A 23,093-nucleotide genomic window follows, 5' to 3' on the forward strand; every position below is an offset into this window, starting at 1 on the left:
TATATACCTTAAGGAATCGGAAACAACCGAATTTCCACTTTCTTTTACTCCAGCTCCATCATCCGGAAGGTAATCATCACATAAAGCAGCGTATCGTAATCATCCAAGTCCATACGGATCAGCTCCTTGATCTTCTCCATCCGGTAAAGAAAGGTACTCCTGTGAATGTAGAGCTGCTTTGCCGTCTGCACTGCATTGAGATGATTTTTTACATAGAGCTTTAAGGTATTGTAGTAGTCGGTATTGTGCTGCTCGTCAAAAGAACGCAGCTTAAGAATCTTCCTGGAACACACCAGCTCCGGCGGCAGTTCCCCCCTGCTCTCCTCCAGAAGGTAATCAAGGGCAATCTCGTCAAACCGGTGAATCCAACGGAAAGGCGCTCTTCTGCTTCCCACCTCCAGAGCCACCGCCGCCTGCCGGTAATGGTGGTACAAGGTCTCGAATCCCACAAATTCATTGCTTAAGCCAGCTTTCAAAAAACTGTCCCGGAGGAAATAAACGATCTTTTCCATGGCATCCTCAGAACTGCCCCCAAACCGGGTGAGATTTACAAAAATGGTAATATTATTTTCATACTGGAAGGCGCAGGAGTGGCCCAGCATATTTTCAATGTGGCTGCAGATAAAGCGCACGGTCATATTTTCCAGATCCAGGGCTGCCACTTTCAAGTTGATGCAGAAATACCGGTGCTCCGGAAGCCAGCCGAATTCCGAGAACCACTGCCGGATCACTTCCCCGTCCTGATCCGGGTTCAGCAGAATGTCGGAAAGAATGCGGTCGAGACGATAGCCCATATCCGTCTGCAGGGTCATCTGCTTGGACAGCGCCAGCCTTATGTACTCTGTCAGATGCTCTAAAAGAGCCCCGTCGTAGGCTTCAAAACGGCTTAAGCTCTCCACCATGGTCACCCGGTAGGTAAACCGATCATGCTCAAAAATATTCACACAGAGGCTCCTGGCCCCTGTAATATAGTCCGGGAAAAAATAAGCCCCCTTCTTTTTCATCAGATTCTGCTGCTGTTCCGTATTGCGGTATTCGCCGCTATACTCAAAAATAGCATCCGGATCCACCAGGCCGGACAGATCCGAACGAGTGTCAATGATACTGGAATAGCCGATGACAAAGTAATCCGCAGAATTGACTATCACCGGATTGTGAAATACCCGGAAGCTTTCGTCCAGCATTTCCTGGATGCTTCCCTCCTGGTTGGCAAGCTCATAGAGCCGCTCGTCCCACTGGCTGTAGTATTCAAACAGCCGCTGAATCTCATTAAAAAGCACAAAGGGGGAGGTATCGTCCACAAGCTGAAAGACCTGCCCGTTCCTTCCCGTATTCCGGGTACGCACCTTTCCGATGCAGAACAGCACGGCCTCTTCCGGCACAATCAAATCCTGCTCGGACACCTGCTCCTGGGAACAGATATAGATTTTATGGTTCTGCATACCGTCTCCGTCGCAGAAAAATAAAACCTGCTCTAAGTGCAGTTCGTCTGAGAGAGCCTTCTTATTCTGAAGTGTAAATTTTGACTTAAGCTTGTGGGCCAGAATCGAGGTACTGAGCTTCATAGTCTGCATTCCTCCTTTGTTTCTTTCCGAAATCTGTCTCCAGGCGGATGCGGCAGCACATCTCTTTGAATGCGCTGGGGCTTTCAGCCATATAGAGAGGGGGAACGTGCCATTCCCCTCTCCTGGCTCAAGAAGATATTTAGCAGCTTGCACCCTCATACAGATTGTATGAAAAATGCGAAGGAAAGTCAACTATGCCTCTATTCTGTTTTTGAAAAATATGAAAATCACAACTGTGATACGTTTTTTATATCATAACACAAAAAACCAGCAAATCAATAGAAGATCCAAAAGCGGCTTCAATGAATGGTTTTTGACCGTGAATCAGCGAAATTATTTCATGTTACCTGATGCTTTGCAAAGATTCTGCGGCAAAGGACAAAGGATAGCACTGACATCCCCAGGCCAAAGGCTGCCGTCACCCACACGTAGGAGACCTGCACTCCTCCCATAAGGGAAAGCTTTGGAATCGTCATAGGCGTCTCCATCAGAAAGTCCCAGGTGGGATTGAGGCTTAAAATCTCCGCCGGCACTCCCATCTGTCCAAGGGTGGACGGAAGGGCATAACAGGCCAGGGCCGCAATTACCGCTGCAAAGGAGGATCTGCAAAGTGCGGAGAGAAGCAGCACAAGGGCTGTCAGGATCAGAGAGCCCCCTATCCAGAGTATCAGGCAATAGCCTGCCGCCCCCATATTAGTCAAAAAATACGGAACATCATAAAACAAAAAATGGTTATTGATTTGTACACTGCCTCCGCTCCCGTCAAGTCCGAAATCTTTCCAATAGACAAAGCTCTGAAACAGGAGCCAGACTCCCACGCTTAAGAAGGTAAAAAGATAGGAAGCTATGATTTTAGCCCAGGCACATTTGCGCTTTCCATGCCGCGATGTGAGAATCAGAGCATCAGTCCCTCTGGTGTATTCCTCGGAAAACACCGGCGCCAGCGCTATCACCAGCAGACATCCTATAAATATCATCATATAAGCCCCTGTTTCCAGAAAGCTTAACCATCCTTCGTTGTACCCCAATACCATGGGCCTGTCATCCCGATAATTGGGAAATTCTGACAAAACATCCGTGCCGTCATAGGTTCCGTCCATTTCTCCCCAATGACTAACCAGAGAATTATAGATATTATTTATGCCCCAGAAAGAACCGTCCTCTGCATTGGGACTATAGGTCTTTAGAATCTCCTCCACCTTTTCCTCTGTCAGTACGCCTTCATATTCAGCCGCAATTTCCTTGTCGTACCTGACTGCCTCCCGTCCCTCCAGATAGCTGCCGTCTGGCTTTCTAACAATCTGGGCGCCCGCTCCTCTGCCTGTGCACATGGCACAGCCCATAATCAGGATAAATGCAATGACTGCATACACAATCTTTTTATTCACTATTTTTTCAAATTCAAATCGAATCAGACGCATCATATTCTCTTTCCCTCCTCGCTGAAATAATAAAGATACAGATCCTCCAAGGTCGGTTCCACCTCAACGGCTCCCTCACAGGGACAGGTATCAGAGATGATACGCAGCGTGGTCTTATCTCCTACGTTTTTCAGATTCCCCACATTGTATTGTTCTATATAGCGTTCTGCATCTTTAGACTCCACTTTGCACTCCCATACCAGTCCTTTTGCTTCCTGTGTCACCACTTCCGGGGCGCCTTTGTGAATCAGACGGCCGTCCTTCATAACCAGGATTTCATCGGCGATGTACTCCACATCCGATACGATATGGGTAGACAGCAGCACAATCTTATCCTTGGAAAAGGAGCTGATAAGGTTTCGGAAGCGCACGCGCTCCTTGGGATCTAAGCCTGCCGTAGGCTCATCGAGAATCAGGATTTCCGGTTCGTTCAGCATGGCCTGGGCGATTCCAAGACGCTGCTTCATACCGCCGGAAAAGGTCTTGATTTTCTGCTTTTTCTGATCTGCCAGGCCTACCATTTCCAGAAGATACAGGGCCCGGACGGCTGCCTGCTCTTTTCCCAGCCCCTTTAGGGATGCGATGTACAGTAAAAATTTGTAGGCTGTAAATTCCGGATAGTAGCCGAAATTCTGGGGGAGATAGCCTAGGCGGTCCCGGTATTCCTCTCCCATTTCCCGGATGTTCTGCCCATTGCAGAATATTTCGCCGGAAGTTGGCTCCTGGATGTCGCAGATCATGCGCATTAAGGTGGTTTTGCCTGCTCCGTTTGCTCCCAGGAGCCCGTATACTCCGCATTTTAGTTCCAGATCAATTCTATCTACCGCCAGCTTCTGCTTATATTGTTTTGTCAGCCGGTCTAACCTTAGTTCCATATATCACAATCCTCCTATTCCAGTTCCGTAATATTCCTCAAAGTACACGGGTATGAAATCCATTTCCAGCCACAAAACCATGTGTCTGTAAATGGATTTGTGCACTTTGAGGAATATTACTGATTCAAAGTCGCTGCGCTACAGCACTAAAGGGTAAAGCCGCTTCGACAGTTCCGTAATTCTACGCTTCGCAGCACTCTGCCTCCATTCCTTTTAAAAAGTGCGCGCAGCACCATGCCAGCAGCCCTGCGCTTGCAGACAGCATCAGTGTCAATGCGAAAGGCTCTGCAATTCTCTGCATCAGCTGCTTATTATACGGAACGCCCTGAAGTAAGTTCATCCAGAAGAACATCATAAGCACCGCCGAGCCAAGCAGGGCCGTTCCCTGGAAACGCCGCCGGAACCGGGCCATCAGGTACAGATACACACAGTCGGAAAGTATCTGAGGAATAAAATAAAAAAATACCACCTCCCATACCTGTACTCCTGCTCCCAATCCCATAACCGCCACGCCGCACGCCGCCAGAGTGTCGGCAATTCCAAAGATGAGCATCCGCATCCCCATAAGCTGACGCAGATTGTAGCGGCATGCCTGCTCCAGCTCCCACATATTCTGCCGGTAGCTTCGCATAATCTCCGTGAATCCCACAACTCCTACCATCGGCGCGCAGAACAGCAGATACAATAGAACCTCTTCTCTCCTCTCTGCATAGAATCCCCATCCTATCATCAGAAGCAGAATTCCCTGGAGCAGCCAGGCAGCCGGAGAAATATAAGGTATCTGCTCCCATACCCGTTGTCCGTAGGGCTTTTTCGACCGTATATGAAGCCGCTTTCTCTCCGCCTGCAGCAATTCTAAGGTCTTGCGTTTCCTTCCTTCGTCTATGTCCGGCTGCTTTGCATGTTCCAGAAGAGAACGAATCTCTTTTATCTGTTTTTCATTTATTTCCTTATTGTTCAAACCTTCCGACACCGCCTTTCTGTTTTCATTCTTTTCTATCCGCCCTGGTTTCTTTTCTTTATATGCTCCTGTCCATATAAGCCTTCAGCTTATCCATCCCCTGCTTCAGGCGTGATTTAACCGTTGACATGGGAACATTGATAATCTGTGCAATCTCCCGAAGCTTGAAATCATAAAAGAAATGAAGCATGATCACGTCTTTTTGTGCCTGCGAAAGAACTTGAAGGGCCCGGAATACCTCATCGGACAGTTCCAGCCTTTTAAGCTCCCCATCCTCCTTTGCAATCGTCTCCAGAAGCTCCTCTCCTGCAAACTGTACGGAATTTTTCCGGAACCAGTCCGTGCACACATTTCCTGCTATCCGGTACAGATATGCTTTGAACTTCTTCTGCTCCACATAAGTGTCCAGATACCGCAGAAGGTGCAAAAAGGTCTCCTGCGCACAGTCATAGGCCGCCTCCCGGTCTCCGATCTTATAATAGCAGAACCGGTAGATTCCATCGTAATGCCCTTCAATCAGAACATCCAGAAGCTCTGTCTCGCCCTGTTTGATTTTCTTTATCAGCTCGCTGTCCTTCAATTTTTGTCCTCTCCCTTATGGAGCGCTTTTAAAAATCTAGCTGGTATGTATTTTTAAAAATATCCTTTTGTAAAACGTCTTACAATAACTATAACGGAAAAAAAGCGGAAAAAGATTTAAGAAATTATAAATCTTTTTCTGCTTTTATGCAAAACCATGACACATGATGTCATTATTAATATGATAATCTACCTGTGTTTCAAAAATAATTCGATAACATCAAAGATACCAAAGGGAGAATCTATGACTAGTAATGAAATATTATCTTACTGTTTATCTCATTTAAAGGATGTGGTTTTCGTAGAAAGCTGGGGAGAGAAAGGAATTTTTTATAATCCGGGCGGCGCCTTGAAACGGGGCGTCTATGTTTTAACAATCAAAGAAAAGGATGGGGAGCATGACAAGGCTTCTATGCTGAATCGTATGGATGTATACCGCGTCAATGTAGGTTTGAGGAAACAGAGTTTCCTTAAACGCTTCGGCGTCATTCCTAAGCGCCCCTCTGGGGGAGATGTTGTGAATATGGATTTTGATTTTACTTCCTTAGATACCATCCTCCCACACCCGGTTTATGCCTGGATGGGATGGGTGTGTGTTCTGAATCCGTCGGAGAAAACCTTTGAGGAGCTGAAAGAGCTGATACAGGAATCTTATGAATATGCTATGGAGAAATTTAAAAACAGGAAACAGCCTTAATGGTATGCACGGCAGCCTATTTTTTCAATCCATTTTATAAAAAAGCGTTAAAAAACCAGAATACGCCTTCCACAAAAAGGAGTATCCTGGTTTTTAACATGCTTAAAATTCATATGAAAATAGGTTTACCCTATCTCACCATTTTTACAAATATTTCCTCTTAGCTGCTTCTACCACATGTCCAACCAGTACAGAGGTTGTCACGCTGCCTACGCCGCCCGGTACAGGGGTGATGGCTTCTACGATGGGCTCTACCTCTGCAAAAGCCACGTCGCCGCAGAGTTTGCCTTCCTCGTTCACATTGATTCCTACGTCAATAACCGTCTGGCCCGGGGATACGTATTCCTTGCCTACCACGCCTGCGCGTCCGGCTGCTACAATGAGGATCTCTGCCTCACGGGTTACGCTGGGCATATCCTTGGTTCTGGTATGGCAGATGGTTACAGTTGCATTTTTCTTAATCAGCATCATGGCCGCAGGCTTTCCTACTACCAGGGAACGGCCAATCACAACAGCCTTCTTGCCGGTGCAGTCGATTCCGTAGTGATCCAGAATCTCCATGCAGGCCTGGGGCGTACAGGGCGGAAAGCCGATCTGCTTGCCGGTAAATACGCCGGTAAGGGAAGCGTCTGTCTGGCAGTCTACGTCCTTCTCTGCGGACAACGCATTCTCAACCACACTCTGATCAATATGCTTGGGAAGTGGGCGGAACATCAGGACGCCGTGGATATTGTCGTCGTTGTTCACTTCCTCAATAACCTTCAAAAGCTCATCCTGGGTTACCTCGGCAGGAAGCAGGTACTTCTTGAACTCTACGCCCAGAGTCTCACAACGCTTGGTTGCTCCACGCTCATAAGAGAGATCGTCGGGCCGCTCGCCTACACGGATGATTCCCAGGGTGGGATTGACACCCTTTTCCTTTAATGCTGCTACGTCTGCCTTGATTCTCTCATTTAAGGCAGCGGTTACTTCTTTTCCTAATAACTGTTTTGCCATTGTCTTAATCTCCTATTTCAAGTTCAGTAATATCCGAAACTATCTCAGTCTTCCATTCACGCTCGCAAATACATCATCTGCAATCTTTGTATACTTTTCAATCATAGCGTCTGCTTTTGCATTCAGCTCTGCCGCATATTCCTTGTCCGCCATGGACTTGGTGTTGATAAATACATTCAGGGATGCCCCAAGAAGTGCTGCCTTGCAGAATGCCACGCCTACGCCTGCGTCGCTGATTGCCAGGGCTGAACCCTTAGCGGCAAACTCTACGATTAAATCGATAGCTTCACAGCATTTCTCCATAATCTCCATGGGAACGGAGCAGGCGTCTTTCAGAACAATGGCCATCACACGCGCCTTCTCTGCCTTTTCCTCCTCTGTCTCTCTGGGCATTCCGTATGCCTTGGACAAGGGCTCGAAAACTTCCGCATCCCGATCAATCAGACGCAGGAAATCTGCCTGGAGGGCTGCCGCCTTCTCCTTCAAAGCGTACATCTCTTCCTCTACGTCCGCATATTTCTTCTTTCCAACGGTAAGGCTGCCTACCATGTTGCCAAGCGCCGTGCCGACTGCCGCTACCAGTGCGGAAGCTCCGCCGCCGCCCGGTACGGGCGCCTTGGAAGCCAAAACCTCTACAAATTCATCACATTTGCTGGTTGAAAATCCCATAATTTGTCTCCTATTCCAGATCTTATTCCAGTACCGCATCCGCCCATCCGCCACACCTATCTAAGAAGAATTTCCGGCCGCTTTCTCTGCGTCCGTAAATCCTTCTGTGCGTCGTATGGGCTCCTGCTGTTTTTTCCAGTACCGCATCCGCCCATCCGCCGCACCTCTCTGAGGGGAATTTCCGCCCGCTTTACCTGCGTCCGTAAATCCTTCTGTGCACATATGGGCTTCTGCTGTTTTTTGCTTTACCCACAAGCAGGAAGGGCCTGTTAGGGTCCTTCCCGACTGTGTTCTTTATAGGTTTATAATAGTTCTGACAGATATACTTAGAACAATCCGGAAATCTTGCCGGTCTCGTCTACGTCGATGCGCTCTGCTGCCGGAACCTTGGGAAGTCCGGGCATGGTCATAATCTCGCCGGTCAGAGCTACGATGAAGCCCGCACCTGCGGAAATCTTCAGATTGCGCACGGTAACCTCGAAATCCTTGGGAGCGCCCAGCTTGGTCTGATCGTCTGTCAAGCTGTACTGTGTCTTTGCCACGCAGATGGGGCAGCTGCCGAATCCGAGTGCCTCAAGCTCCTTAGCCTGCTTCTGAGCGTTAGCAGTCAGAACTGCACGGGAACCGCCGTAGATCTTCTGAACGATTGCATTCAGCTTATCCTCAATGCTGGTGCCTTCAAGCTCATAGGAGAAGGTGAAGTCGTTGGGCTCCTCAACCAGACGGATTACTTCTTCAGCCAGCTTCACGCCGCCTTCGCCGCCTTTTGCCCATACTTCAGACAGAGCAACGTTAACGCCAAGTTCTTTACACTTGCTCTCTACCAGGTCAAGCTCGGCCTTGGTATCGGTGGGGAATGCATTGATAGCAACTACGCAGGGAAGTTTGTATACATCCTTAATATTGCTTACATGCTTCAGCAGGTTGGGAAGTCCTTTCTCAAGAGCCTCCAGGTTCTCATTGTTGAGATCTGCCTTGGGAACGCCTCCATTGTACTTAAGAGCGCGAACGGTCGCTACAATAACAACTGCATTGGGCTTTAAGCCTGCCATACGGCACTTAATATCCAGGAACTTCTCAGCGCCTAAGTCAGCGCCGAAACCTGCCTCTGTGATGGTGTAGTCGGACAGCTTCATAGCCATCTTGGTAGCCGTTACAGAGTTACATCCATGTGCGATATTTGCGAAAGGTCCGCCGTGAACGATAGCCGGTACATGCTCTAAGGTCTGTACCAGATTGGGCTTTAAGGCATCCTTAAGAAGAGCTGCCATAGCGCCCTGTGCGTTCAGATCTCCTGCCGTTACGGGCTTCTGCTCGGAAGCCTTTCCATAAGTATATCCAATGATGATTCTTGCAAGTCTTTCCTTCAAATCTGTGATGTCATTTGCCAGACACAGAACTGCCATAATCTCAGAAGCAACGGTAATATCGTAGCCGTCCTCTCTGGGCATACCGTTGGTCTTGCCGCCAAGGCCGTCCACTACGTTACGGAGCTGACGGTCGTTCATATCCACGCATCTTCTCCAGGTAATCTTTCTGGGATCAATGTTCAGTGCATTGCCCTGGAAAATATGATTGTCGATCATAGCTGCCAGCAGGTTGTTTGCCGCGCCGATTGCATGGAAGTCGCCGGTGAAGTGAAGGTTGATGTCCTCCATGGGAACTACCTGTGCATAGCCGCCGCCTGCTGCTCCGCCCTTTACACCGAATACAGGGCCAAGGGATGGCTCACGAAGCGCTACCATAACCTTCTTGCCAAGCTTCTGCATACCGTCTGCCAGACCTACGGTTGTGGTGGTCTTGCCCTCGCCTGCCGGTGTGGGGTTGATAGCCGTTACCAGAATCAGCTTTCCGTTCTCTGCATTGCTCTCTTTTAACAGATTGTAGTCGATCTTTGCTTTGTACTTTCCGTACTGCTCCAGATACTTGTCGTCAATCCCTGCTTTTGCCGCGATCTCCGTGATCGGCTGCATGACTGTCTCCTGTGCAATTTCGATGTCTGATTTGAATCCCATTTCGAAACGTCTCCTTTCCTTGACCCACCCATAATTTTTCGAGTATACAAGGTACATTTCCTGCGGCGCCTTCTCTTCGCCTTACAGGTAAATCCGCCCTGCCCGAAGGGTGTTTCCTTGTTAGGTGTTATTTTGTAGATAATTTAACAATCCATTATGTACTGTCCTTATCTACGTTGTCTCCATTATATTCCACAGAAAAACATCCGACAATCGTACAAACTGTCGGATGTTTTCTGTCTTTCTTCCCTGTTCAAATAGAAATTTAACCTGATTTTATAATTGGAAAACAGATATAAGCTTTCACTATTCTTGCAGAATCACTGGTTCGTATTAAAAAAGAGCAGCTGTCAATCCCTCATTTCAAGTGTTTCAATACCACTTTAGCACATTTCCTCTTTTTCATTCTCTGCATGTCCTACAAAGTGTTTATATCTCCTCTGTATTCAAAGCGTCCAGTGTTTTTTCCGGCATCTTCCTGCCCTCAGTGGATAAGGGGACACTGAGGGTACTCATTATTACAAATACTTTTTAGAGTCTTCCGGGCTTAAGTTATACTGCTCCTGAATGTTAGCCAGGATTGTCTGCTGCGGTACGCCTAAATTCTTTAAAATGGATACGGTACCTTCTATGCCCTCTTTTATACCCTCTTTTATGCCTTCTCTTTTTATCGTCTTTGCTTCATATTCCAGAACCTTTCCGCCCATAACCGATTTCACTCCTTCCCTAACAGCATGATACTTTTTAGCTATATGCTCCAATACCTTATTTGACATATCAATTATGGTACATCTTGTATACTCGCTGATGGTTCCTTTTTCTGAAAGTTCTTCTAACTTATTTTTAATCTGTTCGTACTCGCTCTGTAATGCATTTAACTTTATCTCATCTTTCTCGTAGTCCTCAAAACGTGTTTCATGGGAAAAAATATAAAACGGAATCAACAGCAGAAGCTCTTTCTTAAAAATCTCTTCCAATGTGTATTGTTGGGATTTCATCACCAAAATATCATACTCTACCGTTCCGCCCGGCGTGACCATTCGAATCTTCAGCGTATCCGGCGTTGATGCATGGCACCTTAAAAACAATACGGCAGAATGAGATATATTTTATCACATTATATAAATTTACTCAATCGGAAACCATCACTCCAGATCTTAAAAATAATTAAAAAAATAATTAAAAATTATTACTGTGAAACAGACAACAGCATCAATAAATTACCGGCTCCAGAAAAAGAACCGCAGCCTGATAAGGGCCGCGGTTCTTTTTCATAGCCTTCCCATGTGACCAAAAACGTAATTCTATAACGCTATCTCTGTCCCATTTACAATAATGCCTTCAATATCCTCCAGCTCCACCACACTCTTCCAGAGTATCCGGCAGGATTTGGCTTCTTCTCTTTCCTCATCCCAGCTCATAGCATTCCATTTCACCTGGTTTCCGTTCTTAAGCTTCAGCGAAACATCGTCAAACTCCACCGTGTCATCCGACAATATGTCGAATTCCATCACGGCAGACACGGGAGAAATCTGAACTTTTTTGATTTCTATATTTCCGACTACCGCCTTTTCCTGCAATTCCCAGGTTTTCATCGTGTCCTCATAGTCCACCCGGAAGCTCAAAGTCCATTCACCGCCGAACAATTCGTCGTAGGAACCGTCGCCGCCCAGGGCAAAGACTGCATTTTTCGCCTGGCTCTCACTGATATCGTTAAAGCAATAACGACAAGAAACGTAATCGTCTCCCACAATATCCGCCTGGCCCTCCATGCCGGGAAAATAATCTTCCTCGGCTCCGTTTCCGATAGCCATAGCTCCAGAGTTTCCATTGATCACCTGTCCGGTACGGCGATCCATTACAATCAAAGACTTCTGATCCAGGAGATCCCAGTCAAACTCTCCCCCAAAATCCAGATTGACAATCAGATTATCCTCATACTGCCCTCTAAAGATCCCCATATTGGAAATACGTGCTTCCGGGTATTGGGAGGAAAAAGCAATCCGCTTATCAGTTTTTTCTACCATAAAGTTCTCATGCCTCTCCATATTGCCATCTGCATCCATTTCTTCTGTACACATTCCGATCCCTAAGCCTCCGTTACTCCCTTCACAGATCTCCAAAGGCTCAAACTCCTGCAGCAGCTCCCAGATGGTTTTGTCCATGCCCATGTCAACAATCTCATTGCTCTCTGCCATCAGATTCCGCAGGGACATCTTAATCTCTTTTCCTTTCAAATCATTCTCAAAAATCTCCGACAGCAAAAAGGTCGCCTTCCCCGGCACGCTGCCATCATCAATCCGCTCCAGGCCGCAGTAACACCGATCAATACCGTCGCCGCCAATGCCCTCGCCCTCAAGCATAACCTCCTCAAACCTGTAGGACTGCACACTGCTCTCCTGCTCTGCGCTAAAAGGGCTTCCGTCCTCAGTCTCCACATCAAGAGCCGCATAAAGAGCATTGCCGTCTCCCACCGTTCCCCGAAGCGTCAGCTTAAGGCCGTTTCCCACCGTCTCCTCCTGAATCACATTCCCAGCGCTTGCAAGAAAATCATCTCCAGCCTCCAGTGGCACCGCCGAAACCTCATTTTTTCCCTCTTCTTCCACAACCGTTTCCTTTTTAAAGAAGCCCTGGAAAATTTCATTAAAATCAAAGGCTGCCGCTGCCGTCATAGATACACAGAGAATCATCACCGCCGCACAGGCCGCTATCATCCTGGCTCTTACACGCCTGCTTCGTTTCACCCGTTTTTCTCCTCTATCCTCTATTTTCATTTCATTCTCCTCATTTAAAACCGCCTGAAGCAAAGAGTCGTGCAGCTCCTTAGAAGGCTCAATACCCCAAAATGCATTCTTATATCCTTTTATACTCATGCCAACACTCCTCCTTTTCTAAAATCTAATATAAGTTTCCTTTTGTCCAGCCACTGACAATTTTCCCATACTCTTAGCACTCTGACTTCTGCCTCCCGTACCTTTGGAACCGGCCCGTTTTTTGCAGGCCGCATTCCCATACACCTTGGACTCTCCGGCCGCCTCTGCATCCAGCACCTCCCGGAGCCGCTCTCGTCCTCTGCTCAGCCTGGTCGTAATCGTCGTCACCTTTTCCTCCAGAAGCCCGGCAATCTCCTTCACCGTGTACCCCTCATAGTAAAAAAGATGAATCACCGTCCGATACTTCACAGGAAGCTCCATCACCGCATAAAAAAGCTCGCTCCGCTCTTCCATCTCATAGCTGTCCTCCCGGCCCATCGTCCGTTCCTCCATAGCCATCGTCCGTTTCACCCACCCCGACAAAAAATAGCTCTTACAGCAATTAATCGTCGTTCGGATAAACCATGCTTTCTCATGCTCCTCACTCTCAAACTCCGGTTTCTTCCGGAAAAACCGCAGGAAGACCTCCTGATAAATGTCGTCGGTATCCTGCCTATTCTTCATATAGGAATAAGCCAGCTTATATACCGTTTTCTCATATTTCAAAATCAGAGCTTCTATCTGCTGTTTCCGTTGTACATCCCGATTCATATGCTCCTCCTTCCAGGCCTGTATCTATTATACTTTTAAAGAACTGCATATGTCACAAAAATACAAAATATTTTAAAAAACAGGCAGCCGCAGAATAAGCCCACAGAACTGGAAAAGTCTGTGAGCTTATTTTGCGGCTTCCGTCCCCAATTATATATCAAAACTATGTAACCTAAACCAGACACCAAAGATTGTAAAAACTAATCCCTGCAATCACAACCAAGAGGCCCCGGAAAAGTCTGTCAACACCTCTATTATCCATCTTTTTGCTCACCCTTCGCCCAATCATCCCTCCCAGAATCCCTCCTGCCACCATAGTAATCAAAATACTCCACTGAAATTCCGGCACATTACCACTCATCAGCGTATTCAAAAGGCTCGCACTCTGGGAAATCAAAATAATATACAGAGAATTCAGCGCCGCCGTCTTACTATCCATAGAAAAAAAGTAATAAAGAACCACGAGATTAACAGGGCCGCCTCCAATTCCCAGAAAAGCTGACACACCTCCAAGTACCAGTCCAATCAGCACACAGACAGCTTTGTTTTCCACCTTGAGAGCATGTATCCGCCCATTATAAACCGTATAAATCAAAACCCCAACAGTCAGAACCACCATCAATACCTGCTGTGCCGCATGAATACCAGGACCTCCGGCAGAAACCGCACGCTCAAAAAGCTCCTTCCCCATCACGCCCCCGGCTGCCGCACCAACAGCCAGAAGCGTTCCCCTGCATTTTTCAATCTTAACCTGCCCATTCCTGTTGCCGAGCATGGATGTAGTTGTCATACCCAAAACCGTACAGCCGGAAAGAAAGCTGATAGAAGATACGGACATCCCCGACACCGCATCCATGACCGGCTTGATAATGACGCCTCCACCCACCCCGCTGATACTGCCGATAACCGTAGCCGCCACACAAATAATAAAGCTGAAAAATATACTCATCGTCTGTTTATACCTTAAGCCCCAGCCGCTCAAACTGCTCCCGGGGACAATCATTGTCCTTCATCGCCCTAATCATGGCACGGATCATCCTCTTTTCCACCTCTTCATTCTGAATAGGGGTCTTTTCCTCTGGATCAGCCTTCAGATCATACAGCCTGGTGCCAAAACGCCCCACCTTATATTTATCCTTACTCTTAACCTTCAGGACAGGGCATCCCTTCGTAAATGAAAACGGAGGAACAAGGACTGCTGTCTGCATTTCCTCTGGACTAAAGCGGCTGTTCATATGCCGGGGCTCCAGAGTATAGTTATAAATCTCGTCAACTTTCTCCGGCAAAGGCGCCCGCATATAAGCATAATCGCCATCCGTAATATTTACATGCCCGCTAAATACGCCATATAATGCATACTCCCGGTTGGGAACATCCTCTTTAATTACATTATCCAGAACGCTGCCCTGCACATCCTCCGGAATCGGCGCATCAAAATAGTGAAGCAATGTAGGCATCCAGTCAATCATCTGCACCAGAGACTGCCGTCGGACATCCTGCTCCTTATACCTTGGGTCCCAGATAAAAAGCGGAGTATGAGCCACTTCATTGTAGTAAGGCATCTGGTTCTTTCCCCAATAGCCATGTTCCGCCAGAAGGAAGCCATGATCCGTACCTACAATCAGTAAGGTATCGTCCCACATCCGATATTGATCCATCAGATCCAGAATACGCCCCAGATTGTGATCGCACATGGTCACCAAGGCCTGATACTGCCTGCGGCAGTGGGCGATCTCCTCTGTCGTCTCCTCTGCGGCCCCTCTCGGCCAGTCAAAGTGCTTCCCTTCATAATCCTCCGGATACATATCCAGATATTTCTGTGGCACATAGAAGGGTTCATGGGGATCAAATGTTTCCAGATGAAGCAGCCAGTTATCCTCCCCATGGTTTACCTCCAGAAATTCACAGGCCCGATCAAAGCATTTTGTCTGAGGAAAATCCTCCTCCTCCTTAATGTGCTGACGGTTTACCCAGTCATACCGCCACAGGCCGGAGGTTCCGCTGCCCTGCTGCTTCTGGGGCACCTTGACTACCAAAGGAATCTCTGGTTCGGCCTTTTGTCCCTTCCAGTGATCCCCCTCCTGTCCGCGGATAATTTCCCAGGAGGAATATCGCGTGTGGTAATTGCTTCCACCGTCCTCCCAGTAGTGCAGATGATCCGATATCAGGTGCGTATATATGCCGTTTTCCTTCAAAAGCTCCGGCATGGAATCGTCAAAAGGCTCCAGGGGCCCCCATTCCCGATGGAGGAAATTATACCGTCCCGTGTGCAGCTCTCTCCGGGCCGGTATACAGGGCATAGACCCTACATAGCTGTTTTCAAAGCAGACGCTGTGCCGGGAAAGCCTTGTAAAATTGGGGGCAATGGTCGTTGACTCCGGATTATAGCAGGGAAGATACCGGCGGTTCAATGTATCATAAAATACAATAATCGCTTTCATGCTCAGGATCCTTTCGCTTCCGGAAAATGCTGAATCACAATTTCCTCAATCCGGGCCGCAATGCCCTTTCCGTCCATTACATTGACCACTGGAAGTATAAATTCCCCTTCCTTCACTGTGATCTGATTAAAGAGATTCTTCAAAATCACAACAACATCCGCCCATTCCCGTAAGGATTCCATCTGTCCTAAGGAGGTATGCTGTACATTTGCAGAAATATGAAGCTTATTCAGATTATTTTTCACTCCTATCTCCGCCATGGTACTGGTTCCCATTCCCATACCGCATACAAATAATACATTGATTTTATTGTTTTCCATTTCTCGTTCTCCTTTCTATTCCAGTTCCGCACCATTCAGACTGCACCCGGTTTCCCAGATGGATTTCCGGCTTCCAGAAAATGGGTTCGGAAAATTATCCGGGCACCGTCTGAAAGGCGCTTTTAAATCATTTGCTATATCGTAATTCCAAACATGCTGCCAATCCAACGCATTATCTGAATCACTGCAGGCCATATGGTGGACAGGTCAAACATGCCCGACCAGCCGGTAGCTGATGCAAAATGAATCTGTGTAATTGCCCAGCAGGTTCCAAAGGTTTGAATCACACCGAGCAGGAAGCAGCAGATAATTACAGCCCGCAGTCCTCCCTTCTTGTTGGCAACCACACCGATAGGTCCGCCCGAAAAAAACAAAGGGGTAAAGCCCGGAAGCATCATCATGGAACTGCCGGTCACCAGAAGGATTGCCATAGAAAATACGGTTCCCAGAGTACAGAACAAAAATCCGATAGTTGCCGCATTGGGAGAAAACGGAAGCAGCGCCGCAACATCAATCGCCGGGATTGCATTCGGTACAAGCTTCTGCTGAATCCCCTGGAAGGATGCAGTCAGTTCAGAACACAGCATACGAACACCCTGAAGAAGTATAACCATATACATTGAAAACTGAATGCCCACCATAATCAGATAAATAAGCCAGTGGGTACCGCCGGAAAGCTCCGTAATTCCGTCAATTCCGAGAGGAATACAGAATAAACTTACAAACACGAACATCAGGAGAGCTACAGAGGTCACATTGTTATTAAATACAGCCAGCCATCCAGGAAGCTTCATGTCCTCACAGTCAATGGACTTTTTGCCTGCAAGCTTTGGCGCAAGCCGCCCGAAAAACCAGATGCCGATCTGCTGATTGTGCCCAACCGTGAATCCGCCTCCGTCCGTCACCTCGTCCACCACGCCTGCAGCCAGTGTCGTGGAATATGCCCAGTAGATACCTACCAGTACGCCGGAAATCACAATCGTCGCTATGGAGGGCAATGCAAAATTAGCCAGTATCAGCCAGAGCATTGCCTGGGAATGAGCCGTGCCCGCATTTCCGGTTAAGAAAACGCCCTTTACTTTTGTGTATTTCCCCAACATAACGAAAACAATATTTACTGCAAATGCAATCAGAAACACATAGGCCATCCACCCGAAGGCATCCCCCAGAGCCTCCTGGCTGGCCGCTTTCATTGCATAGGAATCCATAATGTAGCCTTGAATGCCCGTGGCCTCACATACTGCAGTGGTAATCGGTTTGAAAACTGCAGAAAACTGATTACCACCGAATATAATAAGCTGCAGGCCCACCATTGCACTGATTGTTCCGGTAATTGCCTTCACAATACCGGCCTTTTGCAATATGTAACCAAGAAGAATCAGCAGTCCAATCAAAATAGTTGGTGTGGTTAATAAATCATTTACCAGAAAACTAACAACACTCATTTGTCCTTCCTCCATTTTAGTTCCGTAATATTCTTTCAGTACACCCTGCATTAAATTAATTTCCAGCTGCAAGAGCGTGCATCTGTAAATCAATTTGTGCACTGAAACAATATTACTGTTTTTAGTTCCGTAATATTCTTTCAGTACACCCTGCATTAAATTAATTTCCAGCTGCAAAAGCATGCATCTGTAAATCAATTTGTGCACTGAACGGATATTACTGTTTTAGTTCCGTAACTTTCTCTCTGTTTCATTGTGCCCTTTCTTTGTTATTTGTAACAAAAAAAGAGTACTTTTGGTTTCACTTTCTGCCAGCTTCAGCTTCACCTCGTACTCTTACTATAGCATTGCTTCGTCAAATTGTCAATCAATAAATCATTATTTTAATCATATTTTGATTTATTTTAATGAAATATGATTATATTTCAATCATTTTATCTATCAACAGAGAGCCCAATCTCCCCATATATCCTCCCGAAATGCTGACCCAGTCATTGGAAGGATATTCCGGATAGTTGGTAATCAGCATAACATCCCTGGCTGTCTTATTGGAAACCGCATAATATGCCGTCCGATGGAATTTTTCCTTTCCAGCCAGAACATAGGTATTTTTGGAATGATGAATACAAAGTGTTTTAATGGAATCCTCATACTCATCCGCAGAAAGCAGAGAAAGCTGATCATCTATTCCATTCACGCCCAGAAAAGCCCTGTCAAACCGGTAGCTCTGAAGCATCTGCACAGTCTCCTTCCCTACCAGGGATCTGGAATACTCCTTAAAAAAACCGCACAGCAGCAGTGCCTGTATGTTTTTCCGGTGAAGCGCCTCAAGCTGTGGGATGCCGTTTGTAATCACATGAATGTTTTTATTCTTAATCAACGGAATCATAGCCAGCGTTGTAGTGCCGGAGCCAATAAAAATCAGCTCATTATCCTGAATCTGCTCTGCTGCAATCTGGGCAATCACTGTATGGTTTATATCCGAAATCTGATGCTGCAGGCTATTTTTTCTACGGCTCTCCGGCGTCTGCTTTCTTCGGATTCCTCCCCAATAGCGCTGCAGTTCACCGCTTTCCTCCATCCGCACAATATCCCGGCGGATCGTAGCCGGTGAAGCTCCCAGCAAATCTACCAGCTGTTGAACAGTCATTGTCTCATATACATCCAGAAGAGACAGCATTTTTTCTTTCCGAGCTGCAAATTTCATAGTCACACATCCTTCATCTCATATTAAGTACTATACCATTATAACGACTGTTTCCCCAAGGTGCAATTACTTTTTGATTATTTTTCAATCAATTGCTCATGTGAGTTGCGCATGATTTCCTTTTATGCTATGATACCCTCCAAGGGGCTATATCCTGTTCCCCTAAAATATAGATCTATGAATCATAAAGGAGTGTTCTTACCTTGCCGCCCTTAAATGTTTTAATCAAACCCGTTTCATCTCTGTGTAACCTGAACTGCAGCTACTGCTTTTACCAGGACGTATCCTCTCACCGGCAGGCCGCCAATCCGGGCACAATGTCTTTGGATACACTTGAACAGGTTGTGAAACGCATTTTTGAATATGCAGATACGGAATGTACAATTGCTTGGCAGGGCGGAGAACCCACCCTGGCAGGTCTGTCATTTTTCCAGGACTATCTTCAATTGGAAACAACCTGCAACAGGAAAAAAATCCCCGTGCACCGGGCCATCCAGACCAATGGCTTTGCACTGGATGCGAAGTGGGCCGCTTTTCTGTCTAAGCATCATTTTCTGACAGGTCTTTCTCTGGACGGAATCGAGAGCACACACAATGCTTTTCGCAAAACCAGACAGGGAGAGGAGAGTTTTTCTTCTGTTCTGGCTGCCGCCGGGCTCCTAAAGCAGTTCCATGCAGACTACAACATTTTAACCGTAATAAACAGGAAAACCGCCCCGGAAATCCGGGAAATCTACGCCTTTTTTCAAAAGCAGGCATTTCGTTACCAGCAATATATTGTCTGCCTGGATCCCCTGGAAGAAGAACCAGGACTTCATCCCTGGTCGCTCACTCCAGAGCTTTACGGTTCTTTTCTGACAGAATTGTTTGAACTATGGTACCAGGATGCTCTAAAGGGCTGCGCCCCCTATATCCGTCAGTTTGAAAATTACATCGGAATTCTCCTTGGCATACCTCCCGAATCCTGCGAGCAGAACGGAAACTGCGGATATCAGATTGTGATCGAGGCGGACGGTTCCGTTTATCCATGTGATTTCTATGTGACTGATTCCCATTGCCTGGGCAATGTAAAGGATTCATCTTTTGAAGAGCTGCAGCATTCCCTTAAGCAGCAGACTTTTCTGAAGCGCTCTATACCTCTGCCAGAGAATTGTAAAAAATGTGACTTTCTTCCTCTCTGTCGAAACGGCTGTTACCGACACCGAAGTGAAAAAGACGGGATCCATTTTTTCTGTGACAGTTACAAAAGGTTCTTTGGACAGTGCCTTCCGCAGCTTAAAGAGCTGGCTTATCTTGCGGCTGCCAAAAGTCAGACATGACGTCATATAAATAAGGCATGAGCTAAAATATCCGCTCATGCCTGAAAATCAGCAGCGCCTAAGACGACGATTCTGCCTTTCACTCACTTTATAAAGCCTGAGGCAGCCGGAACTCCTACCGCACTCTTTCCGGAAAGCCCACCTTCTTCTGCACCTTCCGCAAAGTCTTGTTGGCAAAGTACTGGGCCTTCTCCCCGTTATTCTTAATAATAGAATCAATGTATGCCTTATCCTTATTCAATTCGGCAACCCGTTCCTGCAGAGGCTTCAGCACGGCCGTCACAGCCTCGCCCACCGCCGGCTTAAACTCTCCATAGCCCTTGCCGTCAAACTCCCGAACCGTCTCCTCCGGGGTCTTACCGGTGCAGGCGCAGTAGATATCAATGAGGTTCTTAATCCCCGGCTGCTCGTCGCGGTAGAGAATCTGGCTCTCGGAATCCGTCACGGCGCGCTTGAATTTGCGCATAATCGTATCCGGATCATCCATCAGATAAATGCTGGCATTGGGATTCTCATCAGACTTGGACATCTTTTTCGACGGATCCTGAAGGCTCATAATCTTCGCTCCCACCTTGCCGATGTAGGCTTCCGGAATTGTAAACACATCCCCATAGATACCGTTAAACCGCTGTGCAATATCCCTGGTAATCTCCAGATGCTGCATCTGATCCACACCCACCGGAACCACATCCGCCTGATACAGCAGAATATCCGCAGCCATCAGTACCGGATAAGTAAAGAGCCCTGCATTGATATTGTCCGCATGCTTTGCCGCCTTATCCTTGAACTGGGTCATCCGGTTCAGCTCTCCCATATAAGTAAAGCAGTTGAGAATCCATGCCAGTTCCGCATGTCCCGACACATGAGACTGATAGTAGATGCAATTCTTCTCCGGATCCAGTCCTGCCGCAATATACAGCGTCAAAAGAGCACGCGCCCTCCGGCGAAGCTCCGCCGGGTCCTGGCGGACGGTAATAGAGTGAAGATCTACCACTCCGTAAAAACATTCATATTCACTGCTCAATGTAATCCAGTTCTTCAAAGCTCCCAGATAATTTCCCAAAGTCAGATTGCCTGTAGCCTGCATTCCGCTGTACAGAACTTTTTTGTCTCCTAACATCTTATAGTGTTCCTCCTATTCCAGTTCCGTAAGCCCCCTCCCAGTACACGAGTATGAAATCAATTTCCAGCCGCAAAAGCATGCAGCTGTAAATCGATTTGTGCACTGGGAGGGAGCTTACTGTTTCCAGTTCCGTAAGCCCCCTCCCAGTACACGAGTATGAAATCAATTTCCAGCCGCAAAAGCATGCAGCTGTAAATCGATTTGTGCACTGGGAGGGAGCTTACTGTTTCCAGTTCCGTAATATCCCTCACAGTGCACAGGTATAAAATCAATTTCCTGCCGCAAAAGCACGTGTCTGTAAATTGATTTGTGCACTGTAAAAGATATTACTGATTTTATATTTTTAACAAAGCGCATGCCAGCCGGAAATAAATCATCAGGCTGCACGCATCCACAATGGTCGTAATCAGTGGGGCCGCCATAATGGCCGGGTCAAGATTCATCCGCTTCGCAAGCATCGGCAGGGTACAGCCGATCGTCTTGGCCAGAATCACCGTGAGCACCAGGGACAGCACCACCACCAGATTCACCAGGATCTGATCCGGATACTGCAGAAGCAGTCTCGCAAAATTCGCCGCCGCCAGCACAAGGCCGCACAGAAAGCCTACTCGAAGCTCCTTCCAGGCCACCTTCACCACATCCCGAAGCTCGATATCTCCCACCGCCATACCACGTATCACCATGGTACTGCTCTGATTGCCGCAGTTTCCGCTGGTGTCCATCAGCATGGGGATAAAGCTGATGAGCAGCGGCACCACCTGGAGGGCATTTTCATAAGTCACCAGAATGGCCCCTGTCAGAAGAGAAGTGAACATCAAAAGCAGCAGCCAGGGAATACGGTTCTTAGCCAGCTCCAGCACACTGGTCTTCAGATACGGCTTCTCCGAGGGCAGCATAGCCGCCATCTTCTCAAAGTCCTCCGTGGCCTCCTGCTCCATAACCTCCACAACATCATCTACGGTGACGATTCCCACCAGCCGGTCCTCATGGTCTACCACCGGCAGACAAAGCAGATCGTACTTGTTGAAGGCCTCCACAACCTCTTCCTGATCCTCCGTAGTCACTGCATAGATGATATTCTCATCCATAATATCCTTGATGATGGTATGGTACGGATTCATCAGCAGATCCTTCACCGTCACAACTCCCTGAAGCTGCCGCTTGCTGTCCGTCACAAAGCAGGTGTAAATAGTCTCCTTGTCTACGCCGTTTTCCCGGATATAGGCAAAGGCCTGTTCCACGGTCATATTCCGCTTAAGGCCGATGTACTCCGCCGTCATAATGCTTCCGGCGCTGTTCTCCGGATACTGTAAAAACTGATTAATAAGTGCCCGGGTATCCGGTGCCGCATTCTTAAGCACACGCTTTACCACAATCGCCGGAAGCTCCTCCAGCATATCCACCGCATCATCCACATACAAATCTTCGATGATTTTTCCCAGCTCATAGTCTGTAATACTGTTGATGATGTGCTCCTGATCCTCAACCTCCAGAAAAGAAAACACATCCGCCGCCAGCTCTTTTGGAAGCATCCGGTACACCAGCACCTTCTTTTCCAGCTCCTGCTCCTCAATGAACTCCGCAATATCCACCTCGTTCATATCGGCCATGGTTTCCCTAAGCTTCCGGAACTGCCGGTTCTCCAAGAGCTCTGTCAAGAGCTCCCAGTCAAAATTTCCCATTGCCATGTCAATCTCCTCCATTTCTGTCGATGGACATGACAAAACCATTCACACCCCCGCCCCATAGAGACAGTTCCCGTGAATGTCCTCCTGCTCTTCTCTATTCCACAGCATTACTTCCTTACCGGACTGATAAAGTCCCGCCATGCATGCTTCCAATCCAAAAACACGAAGAGCCCATGTCCATCCATATTCTGTTCCGTCTTAAGCTACACCTTCGACTTCGTCCGTCCACGGACTCTTCACATCCTTCT

21 protein-coding genes are annotated in these 23,093 nt (G+C 47.4%); 2 read left to right on the top strand and 19 right to left on the bottom strand.

Translation table 11 applies throughout. The features are described from left to right. Positions 1–44 precede the first annotated feature (44 nt). The 5 genes from VV089_RS11350 to VV089_RS11370 form a co-directional block, all read right to left on the bottom strand. Complete coding sequence (locus tag VV089_RS11350; protein WP_334335948.1) at positions 45–1,565, bottom strand: PucR family transcriptional regulator; 1,521 nt, start codon at positions 1,563–1,565, stop codon at positions 45–47. 338 nt (positions 1,566–1,903) lie between these two features. After that, a complete protein-coding gene (locus VV089_RS11355; protein ID WP_334335949.1) occupies positions 1,904–2,989 on the bottom strand; it encodes an ABC transporter permease subunit in 1,086 nt (361 codons plus the stop codon). Further along, positions 2,986–3,861 (bottom strand): ABC transporter ATP-binding protein, encoded by an 876-nt coding sequence (locus tag VV089_RS11360; protein WP_334335950.1) that lies wholly within the window; start codon positions 3,859–3,861, stop codon positions 2,986–2,988. The genes VV089_RS11355 and VV089_RS11360 overlap by 4 nt, the downstream gene beginning before the upstream one ends. 181 nt (positions 3,862–4,042) lie before the next feature. Continuing rightward, a complete protein-coding gene (locus tag VV089_RS11365) occupies positions 4,043–4,822 on the bottom strand; it encodes a hypothetical protein (RefSeq protein WP_334335951.1) in 780 nt (259 codons plus the stop codon). A 58-nt stretch (positions 4,823–4,880) separates the two neighbouring features. Next, on the bottom strand, positions 4,881–5,402 hold the full coding sequence (locus VV089_RS11370) for an RNA polymerase sigma factor (protein ID WP_334335952.1): 522 nt from the start codon (positions 5,400–5,402) through the stop codon (positions 4,881–4,883). A 243-nt stretch (positions 5,403–5,645) separates the two neighbouring features. Here VV089_RS11370 and VV089_RS11375 point away from each other — a divergent pair, with 243 nt between their 5' ends. Beyond that, positions 5,646–6,098 (top strand): DUF6194 family protein, encoded by a 453-nt coding sequence (locus VV089_RS11375; protein ID WP_334335953.1) that lies wholly within the window; start codon positions 5,646–5,648, stop codon positions 6,096–6,098. Positions 6,099–6,242: 144 nt separating this feature from the next. Here the strand turns inward: VV089_RS11375 and VV089_RS11380 are convergent, their stop codons facing one another. The 12 genes from VV089_RS11380 to VV089_RS11435 all read right to left on the bottom strand — a co-directional run bounded on the left by VV089_RS11380 (position 6,243) and on the right by VV089_RS11435 (position 18,715). After that, a complete protein-coding gene (locus VV089_RS11380; protein ID WP_172541034.1) occupies positions 6,243–7,094 on the bottom strand; it encodes a bifunctional 5,10-methylenetetrahydrofolate dehydrogenase/5,10-methenyltetrahydrofolate cyclohydrolase in 852 nt (283 codons plus the stop codon). Positions 7,095–7,133: 39 nt separating this feature from the next. Next, on the bottom strand, positions 7,134–7,763 hold the full coding sequence (locus VV089_RS11385; protein ID WP_334335954.1) for a cyclodeaminase/cyclohydrolase family protein: 630 nt from the start codon (positions 7,761–7,763) through the stop codon (positions 7,134–7,136). A gap of 60 nt (positions 7,764–7,823) precedes the next feature. Further along, on the bottom strand, positions 7,824–7,985 hold the full coding sequence (locus tag VV089_RS11390; protein WP_334335955.1) for a hypothetical protein: 162 nt from the start codon (positions 7,983–7,985) through the stop codon (positions 7,824–7,826). Positions 7,986–8,089: 104 nt separating this feature from the next. Then, positions 8,090–9,778, bottom strand: coding sequence for a formate--tetrahydrofolate ligase (locus VV089_RS11395; RefSeq protein ID WP_334335956.1), 1,689 nt, complete (start codon positions 9,776–9,778; stop codon positions 8,090–8,092). A 518-nt stretch (positions 9,779–10,296) separates the two neighbouring features. Beyond that, a complete protein-coding gene (locus tag VV089_RS11400; RefSeq protein ID WP_334335957.1) occupies positions 10,297–10,818 on the bottom strand; it encodes a hypothetical protein in 522 nt (173 codons plus the stop codon). A 264-nt stretch (positions 10,819–11,082) separates the two neighbouring features. Beyond that, on the bottom strand, positions 11,083–12,651 hold the full coding sequence (locus VV089_RS11405; protein ID WP_334335958.1) for a hypothetical protein: 1,569 nt from the start codon (positions 12,649–12,651) through the stop codon (positions 11,083–11,085). 18 nt (positions 12,652–12,669) lie between these two features. Then, complete coding sequence (locus VV089_RS11410) at positions 12,670–13,302, bottom strand: sigma-70 family RNA polymerase sigma factor (protein ID WP_172543440.1); 633 nt, start codon at positions 13,300–13,302, stop codon at positions 12,670–12,672. 172 nt (positions 13,303–13,474) lie between these two features. Continuing rightward, on the bottom strand, positions 13,475–14,251 hold the full coding sequence (locus tag VV089_RS11415; RefSeq protein WP_172543441.1) for a sulfite exporter TauE/SafE family protein: 777 nt from the start codon (positions 14,249–14,251) through the stop codon (positions 13,475–13,477). A gap of 7 nt (positions 14,252–14,258) precedes the next feature. Next, the gene (locus VV089_RS11420) at positions 14,259–15,743 is read right to left on the bottom strand and encodes a sulfatase (RefSeq protein WP_334335959.1); all 1,485 of its coding nucleotides are present in this window, start codon (positions 15,741–15,743) and stop codon (positions 14,259–14,261) included. Positions 15,744–15,745: 2 nt separating this feature from the next. Further along, positions 15,746–16,063 carry a PTS sugar transporter subunit IIB gene (locus VV089_RS11425; protein WP_172543443.1) on the bottom strand — a complete coding sequence of 106 codons (318 nt, stop codon included), beginning with the start codon at positions 16,061–16,063 and terminating at the stop codon, positions 15,746–15,748. A 134-nt stretch (positions 16,064–16,197) separates the two neighbouring features. Next, positions 16,198–17,508 carry a PTS sugar transporter subunit IIC gene (locus VV089_RS11430; RefSeq protein ID WP_172543444.1) on the bottom strand — a complete coding sequence of 437 codons (1,311 nt, stop codon included), beginning with the start codon at positions 17,506–17,508 and terminating at the stop codon, positions 16,198–16,200. 418 nt (positions 17,509–17,926) lie between these two features. Further along, entirely contained in the window at positions 17,927–18,715 is a 789-nt protein-coding gene (locus tag VV089_RS11435; RefSeq protein ID WP_172543445.1) for a DeoR/GlpR family DNA-binding transcription regulator, read from the bottom strand. Positions 18,716–18,918: 203 nt separating this feature from the next. On the opposite strand from VV089_RS11435, the gene VV089_RS11440 reads away from it, so the two are divergent. Beyond that, positions 18,919–20,034 (top strand): anaerobic sulfatase maturase, encoded by a 1,116-nt coding sequence (locus VV089_RS11440; RefSeq protein WP_172543446.1) that lies wholly within the window; start codon positions 18,919–18,921, stop codon positions 20,032–20,034. A gap of 115 nt (positions 20,035–20,149) precedes the next feature. Here the strand turns inward: VV089_RS11440 and trpS are convergent, their stop codons facing one another. Beyond that, positions 20,150–21,154 carry a tryptophan--tRNA ligase gene (gene trpS, locus VV089_RS11445; RefSeq protein ID WP_172543447.1) on the bottom strand — a complete coding sequence of 335 codons (1,005 nt, stop codon included), beginning with the start codon at positions 21,152–21,154 and terminating at the stop codon, positions 20,150–20,152. Positions 21,155–21,492: 338 nt separating this feature from the next. Further along, positions 21,493–22,839 carry a magnesium transporter gene (mgtE, locus tag VV089_RS11450; RefSeq protein ID WP_334336251.1) on the bottom strand — a complete coding sequence of 449 codons (1,347 nt, stop codon included), beginning with the start codon at positions 22,837–22,839 and terminating at the stop codon, positions 21,493–21,495. Positions 22,840–23,093 lie beyond the last annotated feature (254 nt).

This window comes from Candidatus Merdisoma sp. JLR.KK011, from assembly GCF_036941125.1.
In the GTDB taxonomy this organism is placed as follows: domain Bacteria; phylum Bacillota; class Clostridia; order Lachnospirales; family Lachnospiraceae; genus Laedolimicola.